The organism is Cupriavidus numazuensis, assembly GCF_905397435.1.
Classification (GTDB): Bacteria; Pseudomonadota; Gammaproteobacteria; order Burkholderiales; family Burkholderiaceae; genus Cupriavidus; species Cupriavidus numazuensis.
The window spans coordinates 25,768-46,137 of the sequence record NZ_CAJPVI010000056.1 but is presented as its reverse complement, the minus strand read 5'-3'; the positions used below and the strand labels follow the sequence as shown (position 1 = coordinate 46,137).

16 protein-coding genes are annotated in these 20,370 nt (G+C 63.1%); 10 read left to right on the top strand and 6 right to left on the bottom strand.

What is annotated here, in order from left to right; translation table 11 throughout:
* Positions 1-22 precede the first annotated feature (22 nt).
* On the bottom strand, positions 23-1,165 hold the full coding sequence (locus tag KHO41_RS32675) for an alpha-hydroxy acid oxidase (RefSeq protein ID WP_211957380.1): 1,143 nt from the start codon (positions 1,163-1,165) through the stop codon (positions 23-25).
* A gap of 117 nt (positions 1,166-1,282) precedes the next feature.
* Positions 1,283-2,536: a flavin-containing monooxygenase gene (locus KHO41_RS32670; RefSeq protein WP_211957379.1), complete on the bottom strand. Its 1,254-nt coding sequence runs from the start codon at positions 2,534-2,536 to the stop codon at positions 1,283-1,285.
* A gap of 413 nt (positions 2,537-2,949) precedes the next feature.
* Here KHO41_RS32670 and KHO41_RS32665 point away from each other — a divergent pair, with 413 nt between their 5' ends.
* The 5 genes from KHO41_RS32665 to KHO41_RS32645 all read left to right on the top strand — a co-directional run bounded on the left by KHO41_RS32665 (position 2,950) and on the right by KHO41_RS32645 (position 7,320).
* Positions 2,950-4,092 (top strand): ABC transporter ATP-binding protein, encoded by a 1,143-nt coding sequence (locus KHO41_RS32665; protein ID WP_211957378.1) that lies wholly within the window; start codon positions 2,950-2,952, stop codon positions 4,090-4,092.
* Between the two features lie 72 nt (positions 4,093-4,164).
* A complete protein-coding gene (locus KHO41_RS32660; protein WP_244874147.1) occupies positions 4,165-5,163 on the top strand; it encodes an NAD(P)H-quinone oxidoreductase in 999 nt (332 codons plus the stop codon).
* Between the two features lie 22 nt (positions 5,164-5,185).
* On the top strand, positions 5,186-5,806 hold the full coding sequence (locus tag KHO41_RS32655) for a glutathione S-transferase (RefSeq protein WP_211957377.1): 621 nt from the start codon (positions 5,186-5,188) through the stop codon (positions 5,804-5,806).
* 16 nt (positions 5,807-5,822) lie between these two features.
* Positions 5,823-6,284 carry a type II 3-dehydroquinate dehydratase gene (locus KHO41_RS32650; protein WP_211957376.1) on the top strand — a complete coding sequence of 154 codons (462 nt, stop codon included), beginning with the start codon at positions 5,823-5,825 and terminating at the stop codon, positions 6,282-6,284.
* Between the two features lie 79 nt (positions 6,285-6,363).
* A complete protein-coding gene (locus tag KHO41_RS32645; protein ID WP_211957375.1) occupies positions 6,364-7,320 on the top strand; it encodes a 2-hydroxyacid dehydrogenase in 957 nt (318 codons plus the stop codon).
* A gap of 499 nt (positions 7,321-7,819) precedes the next feature.
* Here the strand turns inward: KHO41_RS32645 and KHO41_RS32640 are convergent, their stop codons facing one another.
* A complete protein-coding gene (locus KHO41_RS32640; protein ID WP_211957374.1) occupies positions 7,820-8,905 on the bottom strand; it encodes a 6TM ABC transporter family protein in 1,086 nt (361 codons plus the stop codon).
* A gap of 1,096 nt (positions 8,906-10,001) precedes the next feature.
* Here KHO41_RS32640 and KHO41_RS32635 point away from each other — a divergent pair.
* Positions 10,002-10,691 (top strand): ArsR/SmtB family transcription factor, encoded by a 690-nt coding sequence (locus KHO41_RS32635; protein WP_211957373.1) that lies wholly within the window; start codon positions 10,002-10,004, stop codon positions 10,689-10,691.
* A 41-nt stretch (positions 10,692-10,732) separates the two neighbouring features.
* Entirely contained in the window at positions 10,733-11,239 is a 507-nt protein-coding gene (locus tag KHO41_RS32630) for a DUF6630 family protein (RefSeq protein WP_211957372.1), read from the top strand.
* A gap of 45 nt (positions 11,240-11,284) precedes the next feature.
* On the opposite strand, the gene KHO41_RS32625 is transcribed toward KHO41_RS32630, so the two are convergent.
* Complete coding sequence (locus tag KHO41_RS32625; protein WP_211957371.1) at positions 11,285-12,685, bottom strand: carotenoid oxygenase family protein; 1,401 nt, start codon at positions 12,683-12,685, stop codon at positions 11,285-11,287.
* 195 nt (positions 12,686-12,880) lie between these two features.
* Between KHO41_RS32625 and KHO41_RS32620 the strand changes: the two genes are divergently transcribed.
* A complete protein-coding gene (locus KHO41_RS32620) occupies positions 12,881-13,819 on the top strand; it encodes a LysR family transcriptional regulator (protein WP_211957370.1) in 939 nt (312 codons plus the stop codon).
* A 175-nt stretch (positions 13,820-13,994) separates the two neighbouring features.
* Complete coding sequence (locus KHO41_RS32615) at positions 13,995-14,801, top strand: lysozyme inhibitor LprI family protein (protein WP_244874145.1); 807 nt, start codon at positions 13,995-13,997, stop codon at positions 14,799-14,801.
* A 67-nt stretch (positions 14,802-14,868) separates the two neighbouring features.
* Here the strand turns inward: KHO41_RS32615 and KHO41_RS32610 are convergent, their stop codons facing one another.
* Together KHO41_RS32610 and KHO41_RS32605 are read right to left on the bottom strand one after the other, a co-directional pair.
* Positions 14,869-15,954: a Zn-dependent alcohol dehydrogenase gene (locus KHO41_RS32610; RefSeq protein ID WP_211957368.1), complete on the bottom strand. Its 1,086-nt coding sequence runs from the start codon at positions 15,952-15,954 to the stop codon at positions 14,869-14,871.
* 146 nt (positions 15,955-16,100) lie between these two features.
* On the bottom strand, positions 16,101-17,978 hold the full coding sequence (locus tag KHO41_RS32605; RefSeq protein WP_211957367.1) for a phospholipase D family protein: 1,878 nt from the start codon (positions 17,976-17,978) through the stop codon (positions 16,101-16,103).
* Positions 17,979-18,225: 247 nt separating this feature from the next.
* Between KHO41_RS32605 and KHO41_RS32600 the strand changes: the two genes are divergently transcribed.
* On the top strand, positions 18,226-20,361 hold the full coding sequence (locus tag KHO41_RS32600) for an acetate--CoA ligase family protein (RefSeq protein ID WP_211957396.1): 2,136 nt from the start codon (positions 18,226-18,228) through the stop codon (positions 20,359-20,361).
* The last annotated feature ends 9 nt before the right edge of the window (positions 20,362-20,370 follow it).

The window sequence follows — 20,370 nt, the reverse complement described above, 5'->3', positions numbered from 1 at the left end:
GGAAAACTTGTGAAGGCGTCCCTTAGTTCATCAGCAGGATGCTGCGGTCGACGGACTGGATATCCGTTTTGCCGCAGAACGCCATGGAGAGATCCAGCTCGTTGTGGATGATGTTCAGGGCCGTAGTCACGCCTTGTTCTCCGAGGGCGCCCAGACCATACATCATCGCGCGGCCGATATACGTGCCGCGCGCCCCGAGCGCGATGGCCTTCAGTACGTCCTGGCCGGAGCGGATGCCGCCATCCATATGGACCTCCATCCGATCGCCAACGGCTGCCACGATGCGCGGCAATGTGGAGATCGACGACGCGGCGCCGTCCAGCTGGCGCCCGCCATGGTTTGACACGACGATGGCATCGGCACCGCTTTCCACTGCCAGCCGTGCATCCTCCGGGTCCTGGATGCCCTTGACGATCAGCTTCCCCTCCCACCGCTTCCTGATCCATTCGACATCCTGCCAGGACAGGCGCGGATCGAACTGTTCCCGCGTCCACTCCACCAGCGAGCCGATATTGTCGACGCCCTTTGCATGCCCGACGATATTGCCAAACTGACGGTGTTTGGTACCCAGCATGCCGATGCACCAGCGCGGCTTGCTCGCCATGTTGATGAGGTTGCGCAGGGTCGGTTTGGGCGGCGTGGACAAGCCATTTTTCTTGTCCTTATGCCGCTGGCCGAAGACCTGCAGGTCCATCGTGACCACGAGCGCGGAGCAATTGGCGATCCTGGCACGGTCAATCAAGCTTTCGACAAACGTCCGGTCACGCAGCACGTACAGCTGGAACCAGAACGGATGGCGCCCGGTCGCTTCCGCCACCGCCTCGATCGGGCAGATGCTCATGGTGGACAAGGTGAACGGAATGCCGTGCTGCTTCGCCGCGCGCGCGGCCAGGATTTCACCATCGGCGTGCTGCATGCCGGTCAGTCCGGTAGGCGCGATCGCCACCGGCATGCTGACTGGCTGGCCCACCATGGTGCTGGCGGTGCTGCGCTCGGTAATGTCGACTGCCACGCGCTGGCGGAATTCGATACGCTGAAAATCCGCCTCGTTGGCACGGTAGGTATATTCGGTCCACGATCCGCCGTCGACATAGTCATAGAACATGCGCGGCACGCGCTTTTTCGCCAGCTTGCGCAGGTCTTCAATGCACGTCATCTCGGCCATGGAAACTCTCTGAAGAAAAAGAAAAAGCTGCCGGATCGCCCGATCCGGCAGCTCGTCCGTGTCACCCGGTACGCATGACAATCACCTTGCGGGCTCAAGAGCAGGTTCAAGACACGCTCAAGACCGCTCGTACGTCATATAGCCGTTCTGCAGCACGATATGGTCGGCGATGTATTTCGCATCGTGCCAGACGCCATAGATGAAGGATGATGCCCGGTTGACCAGATTCGGAAGGCCCAGGAAATAGATACCTCCTTCTGCGGAAATGCCGCGCTTGTGGAACGGATCGCCCTTCTCGTCGAAGGCATTCTTCACGTTCAGCCAGTTGAAATCGAACTTGAAGCCGGTCGCCCAGAGAATCGATGTGATGCCGGCTTCGGCCAGGTCGAGACTGAGGATCGGGTTCCTGAGGCACTCCGGGTCCGACAGCAGTTCCCAGGCGTCAGGTTCCGGCGGAAACGGCAGGCCATTCTCTTCGATATAGGCATCCGCTTCGCGCAGCACGTCGAAGTAGGCGCGGTCGCCTTCTGCGATGTTCTCGGGCAGGCCAGGCTCGAACGTCATGACGCCATCCTTGTAGGATTGAGTCAGCCCGACCAGCTGGATGCCTGCGTGTGCCAGGCGTCGGAAATCGACTGTCTTGCCGCCCTCGTAGCCGCTCACGGCAAAAGCGACGTGCGCCTTCTTGGGCCGGATCTTCACTTCATCCCACAGGCCGAGGGCGCCCAGCCACCAGCAGTAGTCACGACCACGGTATGAGCGCGGCGGGCGGTAGTGCTCGCCGACCGAGAGATAGACCGTCTTGCCGGCCTGGCGCAGCTCTTCGGCGATCTGCGAGCCAGAAGCGCCCGCGCCCACCACAAGCACCGCGCCTTTCGCCAGTTGACCGGGATTCTTGTAGGTCGAGGAATGCAGCTGCTGGATATGAGCGCTCTCAGGCACGATCTTTGGATAAGCCGGTGTCTGGAACGGGCCGGTTGCAGCCACGACGTTGTCTGCCTCGATCACACCGTCGGAGGTCGTCACCCTGAACCCGGGACGCCCTTGATGCCGTTCCACGCGCTTGACTTCGATACCGGTGCGCACTGGTGCCTTCAGCATCGCGGCATAGGCTTCGAAATACTGGGCCATGCGTTCTTTCGGCGGAAAGGTCTCCGGCGAAATGCCCTCGAATTTCATCCCCGGAAAGCGGTCATGCCAGGCCGGCCCATTCGCGACCAGCGAATCCCAACGCTCCGAACGCCAGCGCTCCGCGATTCGGCTGCGTTCCAGCACGACATGCTCCACACCCATGTGCGTGAGATGCTCACTCATCGCGATGCCTGCCTGGCCAGCACCGACCACCACGGTGTTGATTTTTTCCACTGACATTTGATTTTCCCAAGAATGATCGCCCCGGTCAGTCGCACCGGCACGGAAGCATCGACAACAAGGCGTACTGGCGCCCTGGAGACATCGCTCATCGATGGAGGCCAGTTTGATAAAGCCCTCACCGTTTGGAAATCACGTTTTTCAAACTCATGGCTTAGGAAAAATTAAAGCGCTGGCCGAAGCGTGCCTTACCGCCCCTGCGCATCCGCGCATCACAAGGCATTCCGGGCGATTGCATCAGCGCCGCCAGCGCCGGGGATCGGGCATTTCGTTTTTTCCGAGGAATCGCATCAGTTTCGGCAAAGGCCCGGTGCTGACTGTTTGTCTTATGCTGCTTGCCAGTACCAGCTCGGCCTCGATGTCATCGGGCTCCAAGCCTGGAGCACGGCATACTCCTCACTCTCCGTACACCTATGAACGTAGCCAACTCCGGGCCTGCCGCCCAGCAAGCACTGCCCGATACCGCCGTCAGCCTGGAACGGGTGGTCAAGAAGTATCACGATCACACCGTGCTGCACGAGCTCTCTCTGAAGATACGACGCGGAGAATTCCTCACCCTGCTCGGCCCGTCCGGCTGCGGCAAGACGACACTCCTCAACCTCATCGCCGGCTTTGCGGAGGCCGACACCGGCGAGATCTTCATCGATGGTCAGCCGGTGACTTGCGAGCCGCCGCACAAGCGGCAGATCGGCATCGTCTTCCAGAACTACGCGCTGTTTCCCCACATGACCGTCGAGCGCAATATCGGCTATGGCCTGCGCATGCGGGGCGTGGGCAAGGACGAAATCGCACAGCGTGTGAAGGAGGTCATGGAGCTGGTGAAGCTCGGTGGCCTCGGGCATCGCAAGCCCCGCGAACTCTCGGGCGGCCAGCAGCAACGCGTCGCGCTGGCGCGGGCGCTGGTGATCCACCCCAAGGTACTGCTGCTGGACGAGCCGTTCTCGGCCCTGGACAAGAACCTGCGCGGCTCCATGCAGGTCGAGATCCGGGAGATCCAGCGTCGCCTGGGACTGACCACCGTGTTCGTGACCCACGACCAGGGCGAAGCGCTGGCCATGTCCGACCGGATCGCGGTGATGTCGAACGGCAGCATTCGGCAGATCGCGCCGCCAGCCGATCTGTATCAGAACCCGCAGTGCCCGTTTGTGGCGTCCTTCCTGGGCGACGTCAACATCCTGCCGGGGCATTATCACGGGCAGACGGCAACGGATGTGCAACTGCGTCTGGGCTCGGGGCTCATCAGCTTCCCGCATGCCCGCCTGGCCGATGCATCGCACGACGGGGAAAGGCTGGACGTCTATGTACGGCCGGAGCACATCAGGCTTGAGCACCTGCATCCCCAATCGGTGTTGAGTGGCACGGTGATCAACCACGTCTACCAGGGCGACCACATCAATACGTTTATCGACGTGGACATTCCGACGGCGGCGCGTCAGGTCGTCACAGTGCGCAGCGCAGGCTTGAGCGCCATGCAGCAATGGCCCATCGGCTCGGTCGCGGGACTTTCGCTACCTGGTGAGGGCGTCAGCATTTTCAGCCCCAAGAAGCGGACGTAAGAACCGAAGCAGCACCCCAACGCGAAGGCACAACACAACGCGTCTGACAACGCAGCATGAGAGAACCTATCCATGACCAGTCTCCCCCGCTCCATGCAAGCCATCATCGCCCGTGAACCCGGCGACGCCAGGGTATTGACACTGGCCGAGCGCCCCATGCCCGAACCCGGGGCTGGCGAAGTCCTGCTGAGAGTGCTCGCCGCCGGCGTGAACCGGCCTGACATCATGCAGCGCCAAGGTATCGCGAAACCCGCGCCCGGCATTACCGACGTGCTCGGACTGGAAGTCTGCGGCGAAGTGGTTGCCTGCGGCCCCGGAGTGGACAGCAAGCTGATGGGGCAGCGGCTGATGAGCCTGGTGCCCGGCGGCGGCTATGCGCCGTGGTGTACGGCACCGGTCGATCAATCCTTCATCGCTCCGGGAACGCTTTCCGATGTCGAAGCAGCCGCCTTGCCCGAGGGGCTGTTCACCGTGTGGCACAACCTGTTCGAACTGGGCCGCCTTGCCATGGGCGAAACCGTCCTGGTCCATGGTGCAGCCGGCGGTATCGGCACGCTTGCGATCCGCCTGGCGCATGCCGCTGGCGCAACCGTCATCGTCACGGACAACGACGAAAGCCGCTTTCCCGAACTGCGCGCCATGGGCGCCGATGCGACGATCTGCTGGCCGACCACTGATTTCACCGAGGCCTGCCTGCAGTACACCGATGGGCGCGGGGTCGACGTGGTCCTCGACATCGTCGGCGGCGACTATGTCCGCCGCAATCTTGCCGCCATGGCCTTTGGCGGCCGCCATGTCAGCCTGTCCTTCATGCAGGGATCGGCGGTCAATGTCGAACTGCTGACGCTGATGCAACGCCAGGTAAGCCTGCACTCGTCCACCATGCGCCCGCAGAGCCATTTCGAGAAGACCCGCATGGCCCAGAGCATTGCGCGCCATGTCATCCCGCTGCTGAAAAACGGACGGGTCAAGCCGCGCATTCACGCTACTTTCCCGCTTGCGGCGGCAGTCGAATCCCACCAGATGCTGGAAAGCGGCAAGGTCTTCGGCAAACTGGTCCTGATCCCCTGAAAGCCTGTTCTCCAAATCAAGCATGCTGAAACTTCTTTTCGCTCCGACCTCGCCATTCGTGCGCAAGGTCATGGTCTGCGCACACCTGACGGGGCAGGCCGAATCCATCGAGTTGCTGGACAGCGCCGCGCATCCGGTGCGGCGCGACCCGCGCATCGCGGCCCACAACCCGCTCGCCAAGGTGCCGACGCTGATCCTGGAGGATGGCCACGCCCTCTATGACAGCCGAGTGATTTGCGAGTACCTGGCCAGCCGGGCAGACGGCGCCGGCATCTTTCCCGCCTCCGGCCCCGCGCGGTGGACGGCTCTGACCCGCCAGGCGCTCGGTGATGGCCTGCTCGACGCCGCGCTGCTCGCGCGCTACGAACGGACGGCGCGGCCCGAGGAAGTCCAATGGCCCACGTGGCGCGAAGCGCTGCTGACGAAAGTCACCGCCTGCCTCGAATCCATCGATGCCATCGCATCGGAACTGGTGGAAAGACAGCCGACCATCGGAGAAATCACCATCGGCTGCGGGCTCGGGTATCTGGACTTCCGGTTTCCCGAACTGGATTGGCGGGCCCAATACGGCAACGCGGCACGCTGGAATGAGGCGTTCCAAAGCCTGCCTGCCATGCAGGCTACGCGTCCCCATGAAGCTTGAACACTGAGGCTGGAGCATGAGCAAAAAAATCACCATCTGGTTTCTGAACGGCCCTAACGCCAATCTTTATGGCCTGGATGCCAACAAGACTTACGGCAGCGACAGCTTTCCGGTCCTGCAGTCACGATGCGAGCAAAAGGCGGCGTCCCTGAATGCCGACCTGCGCTTCTTGCAGTCGAACTACGAGGGACAGTTGGTCGACTGGATCCAGGAAGCGCGCGGCGTGGCGGACGGCATCATCATCAATGCGGCCGGCCTGACCTACTCGTCGATTCCGATCCTCGATGCCTTGCTGGCTTTCCCCGGCAAGATCATTGAAGCCCATATGAGCAACATCTGGAAGCGCGAGCCCTTTCGCCACCACTCCTACATTTCCAAGGCGGCGGATGGCGTGATCGCCGGGCTGGGGGGCGATGGCTACGAACTGGCCATCGAGGCCGTCACGCGGCTCGTGCAGAAAGGCAAAGCGGCACTCTGATTTTCCATGCGCACGCGCCATGGCAGCAACGTGTCATCCCGTTGCCGCCTTTACCAATTTTCCCAATGCAGTTGTCAAGATGCCAATGACTGAAGACACCCCCTCGGGCGCCCTGGCCTTCTACAGTGCATTCGACGATTTCGACACGTGGAAGCGCGCGCTCCAGGCCCAGCTACCGAAGCTGAAGGTCATCCACTCCAGCGAAATCACCGAGCCGGCAGACATTCACTACGCGCTCGCCTGGAAGCCGCCGGAGAACTTTTTTGCCGGGATGACCAACCTGCGCCTGATCGTCAATCTGGGGGCGGGTGTGGATTCACTGGTTCAACGGCAGGATCTTCCCTCAGGCATTCCGATTACACGACTCACAGACCCGCAGATGGCGCGCATGATGGCGGGATACGTGCTGTTCGCTGTGCTGCGGCACGCCAGGGACATCCCGTACTTCGAGCAGGCGCAGCGGCGGGGCGAGTGGGCCTACCGTCATCCACGTTCTCCGCAGGACATCCGCGTGGCGGTTCTGGGGCTCGGTCAGTTGGGTGCGAAAGCGGCTCACGAACTGCAGCGCCAGGGATTCAAGATGATCGGCTGGTCTCGCAGCCCTGCGCAGATCGAAGGCGTGGAATGTTTTTCAGGACTCGAAACGCTCGATACCGTGCTCGGGCAGGCGGACATTGTCGTCGTGATGCTGCCGCTCACGCCGCAGACGGCTGGCATCCTGGATCGATCGCGACTCGAGCGGCTGCCGCGGGGCGCGGCCTTCATCAACGTTGCGCGAGGCGCCCTGGTCGATCAGACGGCGCTGACGGAGCTGCTCCAAAGCGGCCATATCGGCGGGGCAACGTTGGACGTATTCGAGCGCGAACCTTTGCCTGCCGGCAATCCGCTGTGGAGCATGCCCAATGTGCTGATCACGCCCCACCTGGCGTCGGTGGCGATTCCGTCATCAGCGGCAAGACAGATTGCGGAGAATATTATTCGAGTTTCTGCCGACGAATTGCCGGACAACATCATCGATCCAGCACGCGGATATTGACGTATGCACTACGTCCGGCGCAGTGGCGCCGGACGCCTCGAATGGCGTGTCCCCCATTTAAGACCATGATTGTCCGAGGCCCACTGTGCCCTCGCACATTAAAGATCTTTCGAATGCACACCCTAACCCCTTGATTTCCCTAGGCACGCTGTCGGCGTCAAAGCCAAAAACCCCTTTGCTTCACTTTTTGGCGCCGACATTAGAATGCTTTCGACTTGTACGCACGAAACAGGACGAAAGTGGCCGAGGGCATCTTCATCTTCGCCGCACCAAGCTAAAGCCGTGCTGCGCGCATCGTGTCACAGCGACGCGGGCTAGACAACGGCAGTTGGGAATCGCTGCTGACCGGAATTTACATCGCAGAGTACGGACGGCGAACGTTCGCGGCGGCTACTTCTGCGTCACCGATGAAGGACAGAGCGTGCCCTCCACGCGTGGGATTTCTTCAAAGCGGAGTTAGCTGACCAAAGGAGCAGGGTGGGGCCTGCTGTCAAGTGCGCTAGGGAGAGCCTTTAGATGCGCAAGCCCGCTCCATCATTTTGACAAAGCCCAATTCGGCGTTATCAATTCGCAGACGCACTTGTTTCGGAGCATCGTGCTGCTCACCAAGCACTCGACCCTGCGCGGCAAAGAAATGAATGTCCTTGGTGACTGCCAACCCTGTCGGTTTGCAGGCGGTCGACACGGGCACATGGATTTCGATAGTCACATCCTTGCGTGATTCCACCTTGACGAGCGCAAACTGGCGATCCGAATCGCTACTTGGCTGCCACTCAAGGCGCGATTTTGGAGTGTTGTTCGTCGCGGGAGCATCTTCAACGGCCCAGTCGCCAATAAGTTCGTAGTCCTGCCACTCACCTGGATACAACGTGACAGCGCATACGATATTCGCTGACGCCTTCCCGCAGGCTTGCACCACCATTGGGATGGGATGGCGCCGGCTCTCGTTCACAGACTGCCCGTATTTTTGCTGACCTGCATCCAGACTGTCCATGGCAAACGTTGCTCCAACAAAGCAACTCGAGACGGGGACAATCCCCACCGCTACCGAAAATAGAATACGGGACTTCCTGCCCAACGGCGTGCGTCGAAGGATCCTCTCTAAGGCGCAGACAGCGATTGGCGCAAAGACCATTGTCGACGCTATCAACCATCCAAAGACAAAAACGGTGACCTTAAACGCAAATAGTAGCCATCCCAGCGCACAGACCAATAGCAATACAGCTGTATATGCATAAGCCACACAAAGCGCGGCATAGCCCCCCAATTTTATCGCCTTGCTTCTCGTACCCCTGGGTTCGTCGTCGAGTTGCTTTCCAGCCAGCTGGCTCACCCAATAGCAGATGACCCACGCGCCGACCACGCACCCTGCAGCACGCAGCAAAATCTCCCAGTTATAAGAAGGCCGGACGTTAAACTTCAGCTTGAGTTCCCAGAGAGACTTCCACGGGTCTACGAAAGGTGCGCCGTCGCTGGACATTATTACCACCATGGCCAGCGTGAGGGCCACGCCAAATGCCGCGAGGACGCTATACCATGGATGATCTTCTTGTGCAGCGGCTGCCAGCGGGTCGCGCGCCGTCAATACTCGGACTGCTCGCGTCAGTGGCGGAAGCGCGCTGAGGAGAATATCTGCGACCCCGCGTGGAAAGGCACCGCTCGGCGGCTGCTCCGATTGCTGTCGCCGAAGTCCGCTATGGGGCCCCACCCCCTTTTTTCTATTTTTCAGTGAAGTCATATTCTCAATATAATATATATTCACAATCAACGCACTCAATCAAGTGCTTTGATTTTTAGCCTAATTAAGATTCCGGAAAATCAGTAATATTTAAATTCTCATCATTTTTTGCAATGCGCAACTCAATCTCGATGGCCGCACCCCGCTTAATTGTGGTTTGCCCGCCCCCCTATTTTCCCTAGCAGATATCACTTCATTTACCGTGGCCAGCAATTTCGCCACGTCGTGCAGTGATTTTTTCCCAAATGGAACCATTTATACACATTATCCCTATCGGACCTCCATTCCCACACCTTGAATTCCGAAGCGCGAGAATCTTTGGCGCTATTGCGATTCGCAGCTGTAATGCAATACTTCCCCCATGTTCATCCTCCAGCGGGCGTGACAACGCCTATCTTGCCGCAGCCGTCAAATGGTGATGGAGTTCATTTTTTCAATGGCGTTGTTTCTTAACAATATGTTTGGCAAAACGCGTCCTCGCGCAGCCGCTACCTTCGCGAGGCGAAAGGTCTTGACTTGTGAAAGTTTGCGGGGTGCCCACCACCTTGACGAAGTGGGCGTCGATTTCCCCTAAGTGATAGCTAGGAAGATCTTGGCCGGCCTTCGACGATCGCGAGATGAGCTACATTGTTAGATATTAACGACTTAGTGGGTAATCAAGACGCCGAAAAAGGACACTTATGTGTATGAAGGGACTTTAATGTCCGAGTCCATCTTGGGTCAAGGCACGCCGGAGAGAGCGAGGCCGGCGAAAGGGCTTGGCTAAGGGATTTATGCGCGGCTAAGGGGCGAGACCATACATTTGGAAAGACCACTGGTGCATATGAACGCGCTCTAATGTTTCCAGCGGCGCTTTAATGGGAAAACAGGATTTTAATGTCTGAGGACCCACTGGCCGCAATCCCCTCTATACTCCATTCCATCATTCATCCCTCAATGAATCATGGAATACACCCCAGGCATCAGCCAGCTGGCCAGCCTGCTGGCCGACCCCGGCCGCGCGGCCATGCTATGGGCGCTGATGGACGGCAGTGCTCGTCCCGCCGGTGAACTGGCGCTGATCGCTGGCCTGTCTGCCTCGTCCGCGAGCGGACACCTGACCCGGCTCAGCGAAGGCGGGCTGCTCGCCGTGGAGACGCGCGGGCGCAATCGCTACTATCGGCTGGCCACGCCCGAGATCGGCGTGGCGATTGAAGCGCTGGCTTCCGCCTCGCTCGCGAGCCGGCCACCGCGGCTGCGCGATGTGCCGGTGTCGCGCACGGCGCCGCCCGCGTTGCGGCAGGCGCGCACCTGCTACGATCACCTGGCCGGAGAACTCGCCGTGGGCCTGTTCGAGCGCATGACACACGCGGGCTGGCTGCTGGTGGACGGCAATGCCGTGGACCTCAGCGGCGACGGCGCGCAGGCCATGTTGCGGCTTGGCGTGGACGTCGAGGCCGCGCGCCGCAAGCGGCGTCAGTTCGCCTGCACCTGCCCCGACTGGAGCGAACGCAAGCCGCATCTCGGTGGCGCACTCGGTGCCGCGCTGCTCGGCAACCTGCTTGATCGCGGCTGGATCGAGGCGACGCCCGCGTCGCGCGCGCTGCGGGTGACACCGCGCGGCCAGCGCGAGATCGGCGGCATCGCGGCCTGAAGGGCCCGGCAACACTGACATACCCTATAAGGAGAACGAACATGGTCACACCATTGGACGACCACATCCAGGACGCCATCCAGCACTTCTTTGCGCTGATCAACCTTGGCGACACCGCGCAGACCGATGCCCAGCGCGCGCTGTTCGAAGACGCGCTGCTCGACGCGGAGGAAGACGACACCGAGGGCCAGGAACTGCTGTGGGTGATCCGCGAGGTCATCGACTGGCAGTCCGGCTTCTATGTGGACTGGAAGGACTGCCAGTCCTTCATCGGCTGCATGAACCAGCTGTGCGAGCGGCTGGACCTTGAGATCGACTGGGGCAGCGAAGACCCCGAGGACGAGGACTTCCTGGAAAGCACCAGCGTGCCCGAGCTGATGGAACTGGCCCACCGGCAGTTGCGCGTGGCCGGCTACACGCTGTGGAACTGGGATACCGGCGGCGATGCCTACGGCGGCTGGATCACGCGCAGCGAGGACGATGAGGAAATGTTGGATATCGCCGAGACCCTGGCTTTCGATATCCGCCCCGGCGACCAGCCTTACTGAAGCGTTGGTTCGGTGTCCGGCATCCGCGCCGGACATGCCTGCCACTCAGTTCGCGGGTCGCCAGTTGCCGTGGAAGCCGAACGGCACGCGATGCGACAACTGCACCACGGCAATCGGCCCGCTGCCGATATCATCCGCTTCATACACCACGAGATCGCTGCGCTGCTCCGCCCCCCGGAACACCGTCGCGAGCAGCCAGCCATCACCTTCCGCGCTGTCCGGGCTACGCGGCACGAATACCGGCTCGGAGATCGCGTCCCCTTCCGACAGCGCGTGTACCGTGCGCCGACCCGTGGTCAGATCCAGGTGGACCAGCGTGTCATAAGTACCTGGCAACGACCCTTCGCGCTGGCGCGAGGCAAAGTAGCCATGGCGATACGGCAGCGTGGCGAAGCGATCGTCGATACGCGGAAATTCACCGGGCATGTCATCGAGCCACGTGCGCCGGAACGTGTCGGTACCGGCGTCGAGATCGAAGGTCCAGCGGCACAGGCGCGCACGGCTGCCCGGTCCACCGGCGTTCGGATTGAACAGCGGCGGCTCGTCGTACTGCATGACATCCGCAAGGATCCGATCGCCCTCTTCCCACGCGTTCATGACGTGGAAGACGTAGCAGGCTTCGCCGCGAAACCAGCGCATCTGCGTCACGTCGCCATGGCGCGGCAGGATGCCGATGTGCGCGCCAAGCTGCGGCTCCCACGCATAGGCCGGCTCGCCGCGCGTGGCCCGTGCCATGCTGCCGGTCAGCGGCAGCACGGGGAACAGCACATGTCGCGATGTCACCATGAAGTCGTGGATCATGCTGCTGAACGGTGCGTCGAAGTGTTCCAGGCGCACAAGCCGGCCGTCACCGTCGACCACGCCGTAGCGCATACCGTTGGTAAAGCGTCCGTCTGCCGCGTAAGCGAAGAACACCAGTTCGCCGGTAATGGGATCGATCTTCGGGTGCGCGGTCATGGCGCCGGACAGTTTGCCGCCATAGGTGCAGTTGCCGCGCGTGGTCAGGTCGCAGGCATCCAGCTCCACCGGCAGGTCCGCCTCTTCCAGCGCAAGCAAGCGCCCGGCGTGCCAGACGATGTTCGTGTTGGCCACGCCGTTCTCCTGGCCGCTCACCGATGGATCGGTCGTGGCCGGGTTGCCCCAGCTTCCGAACAGCGCCTTTCCGGCGGAGCGTTCCAGGTCAAACTTGTGGGTGCGCACCCAGCGGTTGCGGTAGCGCACGCGGCCATCTTCGATATGGAACGCGTGCACCATGCCGTCGCCGATAAACCAGTGGTAGTACGCGTCGCGCGGCGCGAACTGCGGGTTCGGGCCGTTGCGGTAGAGCGTGCCATGCAGGGCGCGCGGGAGTTCGCCCGTGACAGGCAGGTCATGGGCGTCGCACTCCATGAGGATGGGCGCGAAGTTGCCGCTGAGATGGGGAATCGCGGGGAATGGCTGACTCATGGCGTATGGCTCCATGTCGGAGACGATTCACGACGTAAATATAGGATGTAAATCCCGCAGTGCCGATCGAGCCACACATCGGCCGCCACCACCATTGTCCACACTGTGGGACAATCCAGCCGCAAGCGCGCCCGCTACCGCAGCCCGAAGCTGACGGACCCATCCGCGAGAGCGCCGCTGATGCCGGGGCACTGCATGAAAACGATCGAATGGAAGGACTGGGAAATTTTCTGCCGCGTAGTGGAAGGCGGTGGCTTTACCCAGGGGGCCGAACTGGCGGAAGTGCCGAAGTCCTCGGCCAGCGCGGCGGTGGCCCGGCTGGAAAGCCAGCTTGGGGTGCGGCTGTTTGAACGCACCACGCGGCGCGTGCGCGTGACCGAGCGCGGCCAGCGGCTTTACGACCGCGTGGCGCCGCTGTTCGCCGAACTGCACGAAATCAACGCCGAGGCCGCCTCCGTCAGCGACGAGGTCAACGGCGTGCTGCGCATCTCCACCCCGTATGAAGTCGGTTCGCAGCATCTGTCCGAGGGCCTCAGCCGCCTGATGCGCCTGCATCCGCGCCTGCGCGTGCACGTCGACGTCAGCTGGGACCAGCCCGACCTGATCCGCCATGGCTATGACCTCGCCTTCGTCATGACCAACACGCGGCTCCAGGACACCTCGTTCGCCAGCAAGCGTGTCGTGCTGATCGAGCGCGGCTTCTATGCGGCGCCTGCGCTGATCCGCGACCGCGGCCTGCCGCGTACCCCGCAGGACCTGGCCGGCTGGCCCACGCTCGGCAACGCCGACGATCACTGCTGGGAATTCCTGCGCGAGGACATCGAAACGGCACGTCTGGATGTCGAGCCGCGCATCTGCACGCATAACGCTGAACTGCGCCTGAAAGCCGCCATCGACGGGCTGGGTGTCGCCCGGCTGTCGCCGCGCTTTGTGCAGGAGCAGGTGCAGCAGGGCCAACTCGTGCGCGTGCTGCCGGCGTACGCATCATCACCGCTCAAGGTCTACGTGCTGATGCCGGCGCGAAAGCTGATGCCAGCCAGCGTACGGGTGTTCCTGGACGTGCTGGAGCAGACACTGGGCGTGCCGGAGACCAGACGTCCGGCCGCGCGAAAGCGGGAGGCGGTGCAAGCCTGACGCGCAAGGCAATCGGCCACAGATCCGAGGCTATGCTTTTCACATTCAGCGGGAGAAGCGTATGCACAACACAGGGCGCCTGGGAGCCGGGAACGCGGCGGTGCCAGGCCGGATCCACCCGTGGCTTTGCTGCATCTGCTTCGCTGTGCTGATGCTTCCCGGTACAGCATCCGCCATGGACTTCACCGTCTACTACCAACCCCAACTCAAGAGAAAGATGCTGATTGGGGAAGGCAAGATTCAGGAAGGGGATGCAAAGAAGTTTCTGGCGGCGGCCAAACTGGCTGACCGTGATGAAGAAGGACTCGTGATCCTTGCGTTGAACAGCCCCGGCGGAAATGTCGAGGCCGCGTTCCGGCTGATCGATGCCATGGACACGGTACGCGTCTACACGACCGTTCCAAGCAATGCCAGGTGCGCTTCCGCCTGCGCTTCCATCCTGTTCGCATCCGGAGAACGCCGCAGTGTCGTTGGCACCGGCTTGCTTGGCTTTCACAGTTGCTACCGGCGCGATGGCAAGACTTACGCTTCGGACTCGCTCTGCAATGAGATCATCGCGGCGAACGCGATGCAACGGGGCGTCAGCCATGCCGGCATCAATCGCTTCGTCAAGGAATATGGTGCGCGAGACATGGCATGGGTCGGGCGCGATGTCGCCTGCAAATCGCTGCAAGGACTATGCAGACCGGGACTGGCGGAGATTCAGCCAGAGGCCAAGGATGCTTTGGCCCATAGTTTCGATTGCAGCAAGCTCGTCTCCACGCAGGCACAGCTGATTTGTGGAGATGCAGAACTGACGCGCGTCGATAGGAAGCTGGCAATGGTCTATGACCAGAAGCTGAAGACATCGGCGAACAAGGCGCGGCTGCGCGCGGATCAACGCGCATGGCTTCGCGATTCCCGCAATCTTTGCAGCGATAAAGCGTGCCTGCTGCGCACCTACCAACAGCGTATCGATGAACTGAATCGAATGCGGTCATAAGTCTCTGGATTCGACCCGGCCGCACCGGCAAGCAGCTGCGGCCCGGATCAAACCTCAAGCCACCCCCTCAATCCCCAAACACCACCACAGACCGCGCCAGCTCCCCGCGGCGCAGCTCATCGAACGCGCTGTTGATCTCTTCGAGCGGCAGGCGCCGCGAAATCAGTTCGTCGAGCTTCAGCCGCCCCGCCATGTAGAAATCCACCATGCGCGGCATGTCCACCGGGAAGCGGTTGGACCCCATCAGCGAACCCTGGATCTTCTTCTCGCCAAGGAAGTCGCTGCCCTTGAGTTCGATCTTCACGCCCGGCGCGATCATGCCGATGATGGTGGCCGTGCCGCCGCGGCGCAGCATCGCGAAGGCCTGCTCGGCGGTCTGCTTGAGGCCGATCGCTTCGAACGCATGGTGCACACCACCGCCGGTCAGCGCGCGGACTGCGTCGACGGTATCGTCGCCGGCCTGAACGACATCAGTCGCGCCAAATTGCCGCGCCAACTCCAGCTTGCCCGGCACGCGGTCGATGGCGATGATGCGGCCCGCGCCCGCGATGGCCGCACCGTTGATGGTGGCCAGCCCGATGCCACCGCAGCCAATGACCGCCACGGTTTCGCCGGGCTGCACACGCGCGGTATGCACGACGGCGCCGAAGCCAGTGGTGACGGCACAGCCGATCAGTGCGGCGCGGTCAAGCGGCATGTCGCGGCGGATGGCGACCAGTGCGTGCTCGTGCACGAGCATCTGTTCGGCGAACGCGGACAGGTTGAGGAACTGGTTCATCAGGCCGCCGTGGTGCGCCGTCAGGCGCGGCGCCTCCTCTTCGCTGCGGCGCGTATCGGGTTCGGTGCACAGTGACAGGTGCCCGGTCAGGCAGTGCTCGCAATGGCCGCAATAGGCCGACAGGCAGGTAATCACGTGGTCGCCGGGCCGGACCGTGCGCACCAGTTCGCCGACCTGCTCCACCACGCCGGCGGCTTCGTGGCCGAGCACGGCGGGCATGGGATACGGGTAGGCGCCATCCAGGAAGTGCAGGTCCGAATGGCACACGCCGACAGCGGCGGTCCGGATCAGGACTTCGTGCGGGCCAGGCTTGCCGATGGCAACGTCTTCGATGACCAGCGGTGACTTGGGTTGATGCAGGACAGCGGCTTTCATGGATCTCCTTGCGTGCAGGCCGCTGCGGTACTGCCGGGGCAGTGCACGCGGCCGTCAGTGGTTTTCCGGGGCGCAGCCGGCACATTACCGCCGATCGGAGATTCGCGTAAGACGCTGTGCAGCATCGGTCTCCCGCTTACGCGCTTTTACAGCTCTTCTTTGATGGGGAGCACGCGCAGGAAGCCGATGCCAAGGTGTTGCAGCGGGCCCATGCCCGGCTCGCTGTCATAGGTCGTCAACTGGCCCTTCTCGCGCGTGACCCAGGTCAGGTGACGCGAGCTCCCGTCCGGGTTCGCGCGCAGTTCGACCCGGTAAGCGATGTCGAGCAGGCCATCGTTCATGCCCCTGAGGATGCGCTGGGCCAGTGGCGCGCTGTCCAGCACGATGCCCATCTCGGTATTCAGCTTGGCCGAACGCGGGTCCATGTTGAGCGAGCCGATGAACACCAGGTGCTGGTCGACGATGTAGTTCTTGGCATGCAGGCTCGCGCGGCTCGACGCCAGCCACGAACGCGAACCCGAACTCGAACCCGAAGTCACTCTTGACCCTGAGCCTGAGCCCGAGCCCAACCCCGAGCCCGAGCCCGAGCCCGAGCCCGAACTCGCACCCGCTCCCGCTCCCGAGCTCGCACCCGCACTCGCACTCGCACTCGCACTCGCACTCGCACTCGCACTCGCACTCGCTCCAGCTCCAGCTCCCGATCCTGCACCTGCACCCGATCCCGATCCCGATCCCGACTTGGCCGGCTTGCCGCGCTGCGCGAGTTCCGCGTAGGCACTCGGCTTTAGCTCGTACAGCTCGATGCCTGCCGCCACCAGTGCCTCGCGGTGAGGCATATAGCCGGCGTGCACGGCGCTCACATCGTTTGCGGCAAACGAATTGGTCAGGATGCGCACGCGAATGCCGCGCCGGGCAAGCGCGACAAGCCACGCCTCACCGTCATCGTCCGGCACAAAGTACGGAGACACCAGCACCACTTCGTTCTTCGCGGCACTGATCATGCGCTCCAGCCGCATCGTGGCATAGCCATCGCCCTCGGTCTTCCCGGTGGCCTTGGATGCGCTGTCCGACACCACGGTGGCCTTGCCCGTGTAGCCGGGCATGTGGCCGCTTTCGATACCCTTCGCCAGGCCGGAATCGAGCAGTTCCTGCACATAGGGGCTGGCGCGCGCCTGGTCGCCGCTCGCTTCGAGGCGCTTGCGAAACGCGTGCATTTCTTCGGGCGCTTCCTTGCTTTCAGGAATCAGCGCCACGACGGGGTAGGACGAGGGATCGTTCCAGTACGCGTCGAACACCGCCGACACCTGCGGCACGACCGGCCCTGCAACAAGCACATCCAGATCGCTGAAGTCCATGTCGGCACGCGCGGAGAAATAGGCATCGCCTACATTGCGCCCGCCAACCAGCGAGATCTGGTTGTCCACCGTCATCGACTTGTTGTGCATGCGGCGGTCAAGCCGGCTGAAGCTCCACAGCATTTCGAGCCAGCGCGCGCCACGGTTCGCGAACGGGTTGAACAGCCTGACCTCGATATTGGGATGCGAATCGATCGCGGCCAGCACCTTGTCCAGGCCGCTGGTGTGCATGTCGTCCAGCAACAGGCGTACGCGCACCCCGCGGTCGGCGGCGTCGATGATGTCGCCGAGCACGGCAGCGCCGGTGCCGGTGGGCTCGAAGATATAGGTCTGCAGGTCCAGGCTGCGCTGCGCCGCGCGCGCCATGGCCAGGCGTGCGGCCAGCGCATCGGGGCCGGACGACAGCGGATAGAACAGCGAATCGCCCGGATGCTGCGCCAGCCTGGGCGCGAGCGCCTTGCCGAGTGGCGTGTCGCTGGTATCGGTTGGCGCCGTCGAAGGCGTACGTTCGGCCGACGCCGGCAGGCTCGCACAACCGGCCAGCACACCGGCGCAAAAGAGCGTTGTCACCAGCGAGGCCGCGCGTCGCCAGACCGCGCGCCAAGCATGCCCGGGGCGGGCATGCCGGGCTACCGAGAGCGACACGCTCGCATTGCAGTGCTCGTGCATTGGGTCTCTCCGCTGCGCCGCGCGGGCACCGGCTGCCCGCGCGGACCTCAAGGTCAGATACCTTGAAAGATACACCGCCGCGCGTCCCGGAAGGTATCGCCCAAGCCACATTGCAGTGCAACAAGCCCCTCGCCATCGCTCGGCCTCCGTTCACAATGTGCACAGTCTGCGGCGCCTTGCTTGCCGCACCCTGCCGCCATGGGCTTGAATCGCTCCACCTTCCGGCACAGGAAGGAAGGAGATCATGATGACCATTACCGCTACGGCGCCCCGAACAGACCGCGCCGCCCTGTCCCAGCTGCTTGAACCGGCTTCCATTGCCATCATCGGCGCGTCGCGCGATACCAGCCGCATCGGCGGCGTGGCGCTGGACCATCTGCAGCGCCTTGGCTACCGGGGCACGGTCTATCCGGTCAATCCGCGCTACGCGGAAATCGCCGGACTGGCGTGCTATCCCGATGTCGAGTCGCTGCCGAAGACGCCCGATGTGGCCGTACTCGCGCTCGGCGCCGACGACGTGCTGCCGCAGCTGCGCCGCTGCCACGCAGTCGGCATCCGCGCAGCCATCCTCTATGCCTCGGGCTTTGCCGAAGCCGGCGAGGCCGGCATCGCCCTTCAGGCCGAACTGACCGCCTTTGCCCGCGAAACCGGCATGGCCATCGCCGGCCCCAACTGCATGGGCCTGGCCAATCTGACCACGCGCGCCATCACCGCGTTCGCCACGACGTTCCGGGCCTTCCCGCCGCAGGACGGCCCTGGCCACGTCAGCCTGCTGACGCAGAGCGGCAATGTCTGCGCGATCGTCTACGCCACGGGCCGCCAGATGGACGTCGGCTTCCACCAGTTCATCAACACCGGCAACGAGGCCTGCCTCGACTATGCCGATTACCTCGACTACCTGGCCGATGACGCGCAGACCGGCGCCGTGGTCGGCTACGTCGAAGGCCTGCGCAACGGCCCGCGCTTCATCGACGCCGCCGCGCGCCTGCGTGCCGCGGGCAAGCCGCTGATCGTGCTCAAGGCCGGCGAAAGCGAGGCCGGCTCCAGCGCCACGCAATCGCACACGGCGGTGCTGGCCGGCAACCAGGCCATCTACCGCGCGGCATTCGCGCAGCTCGGCGCCATGCAGGCACGCGACCCGGCGCACCTGACCGATCTTGCCTACCTGTCGGGCTTCCGCCAGCGCAGCGCCGGGCGCCGCGTGGTGGTGGCATCGGTGTCGGGCGCCATGGGCGCGTTGTCGGCTGACCTGCTCAGCGCGGCGGGCCTTGAAGTGCCGCGCCTGTCGGAGGCGATGCAACAGCGTCTGCAGACCGCCGTGCCTGAAATCGGTGGCGTCGCCAACCCGGTCGACATGACGGGCCAGCTCTTCAACCGCAACGGGCTCGCTTATGCGGTCCTGGACAACCTGGCCGCCGATGACGATACCGATGTCATCTTCCTCTACGCAACGGCCTACCTGCTCGACCGCGTCGCCGATGAACTGATCGAGGTCGCCGCGAAGACCAACCGCCTGATCGTGGTGGCCACGACCGGCGAACCAACCAGCCGCCAGCGGCTGGCCGAGGCCGGCGTCGCGCTGTTCCCGGACGTCGCACGTGCCGCGCAGGCACTTGGCACGTACGTGGGCTGGCTCGGGACCGCCGCGCCAACCGCGCACTGGATGGATCTGCGCGCCCAGGCCTCGACGGGCGCCGCCGGCTACTTGCCTGCTGCTTCCACCGATGAATACCAGGCCAAGCAGTGGCTGGCAGGTTTTGGCGTGCCGATCGGCGCCGAGGCCATGGCCGCCACACCGGACGAGGCCGCCAAGGCTGCAGACAGCATCGGCTACCCGGTAGTGATCAAGGTGCTGAGCCCGGACATCGCGCACAAGACCGAAGTGGGCGGCGTACGCCTCGGCCTGGCGGATGCGCAGCAGGTACGCACAGCATCGGCCGAGGTCGTCGCCAACGCCGTGAAAGCAGTGCCGCAGGCCGAGCAACGCGGCGTGCTGGTGCAGAAAATGGCCAGCGGCGTCTGCGAGCTGATCGTCGGCGTGACGCGCGATCCGGTGTTTGGCCCGGCAATGACCGTGGGCCTGGGCGGCATCTTCACCGAGATCTTCCACGACGTCGCACACCGCCTGCTGCCGGTGGACCGCACCATGGCGCACGAGATGCTGTCCAGCCTGCGCGGCTACCGCCTGATGACCGGCTTCCGCGGCAAACCCGCCGCCGACATCGAAGCCGCAGCGTCCGCGATTGCCGCGCTGTCCGACGCCGCCATGGCACTCGGCGACCGGCTCAGCGAAATGGAAGTGAATCCGCTGCTGGTGCGCCAGGAAGGACAGGGCGCGGTGGCACTGGATGCCTTGATCCTTCTGAACCAGAACGAGCAATAGCCCTGAGGA

What these genes read in the sequence shown, in the direction of transcription:
- KHO41_RS32620 (WP_211957370.1), top strand. Translation starts at nt 12,881, where the DNA reads ATGAAAACGATCGAATGGAAGGACTGGGAAATTTTCTGCCGCGTAGTG.
- KHO41_RS32600 (WP_211957396.1), top strand. Translation starts at nt 18,226, where the DNA reads ATGACCATTACCGCTACGGCGCCCCGAACAGACCGCGCCGCCCTGTCC.
- KHO41_RS32655 (WP_211957377.1), top strand. Translation starts at nt 5,186, where the DNA reads ATGCTGAAACTTCTTTTCGCTCCGACCTCGCCATTCGTGCGCAAGGTC.
- KHO41_RS32665 (WP_211957378.1), top strand. Translation starts at nt 2,950, where the DNA reads ATGAACGTAGCCAACTCCGGGCCTGCCGCCCAGCAAGCACTGCCCGAT.
- KHO41_RS32670 (WP_211957379.1), bottom strand. Translation starts at nt 2,536, where the DNA reads ATGTCAGTGGAAAAAATCAACACCGTGGTGGTCGGTGCTGGCCAGGCA.
- KHO41_RS32610 (WP_211957368.1), bottom strand. Translation starts at nt 15,954, where the DNA reads ATGAAAGCCGCTGTCCTGCATCAACCCAAGTCACCGCTGGTCATCGAA.
- KHO41_RS32615 (WP_244874145.1), top strand. Translation starts at nt 13,995, where the DNA reads ATGGACTTCACCGTCTACTACCAACCCCAACTCAAGAGAAAGATGCTG.
- KHO41_RS32675 (WP_211957380.1), bottom strand. Translation starts at nt 1,165, where the DNA reads ATGGCCGAGATGACGTGCATTGAAGACCTGCGCAAGCTGGCGAAAAAG.
- KHO41_RS32635 (WP_211957373.1), top strand. Translation starts at nt 10,002, where the DNA reads ATGGAATACACCCCAGGCATCAGCCAGCTGGCCAGCCTGCTGGCCGAC.
- KHO41_RS32645 (WP_211957375.1), top strand. Translation starts at nt 6,364, where the DNA reads ATGCCAATGACTGAAGACACCCCCTCGGGCGCCCTGGCCTTCTACAGT.
- KHO41_RS32630 (WP_211957372.1), top strand. Translation starts at nt 10,733, where the DNA reads ATGGTCACACCATTGGACGACCACATCCAGGACGCCATCCAGCACTTC.
- KHO41_RS32605 (WP_211957367.1), bottom strand. Translation starts at nt 17,978, where the DNA reads ATGCACGAGCACTGCAATGCGAGCGTGTCGCTCTCGGTAGCCCGGCAT.
- KHO41_RS32650 (WP_211957376.1), top strand. Translation starts at nt 5,823, where the DNA reads ATGAGCAAAAAAATCACCATCTGGTTTCTGAACGGCCCTAACGCCAAT.
- KHO41_RS32660 (WP_244874147.1), top strand. Translation starts at nt 4,165, where the DNA reads ATGACCAGTCTCCCCCGCTCCATGCAAGCCATCATCGCCCGTGAACCC.
- KHO41_RS32625 (WP_211957371.1), bottom strand. Translation starts at nt 12,685, where the DNA reads ATGAGTCAGCCATTCCCCGCGATTCCCCATCTCAGCGGCAACTTCGCG.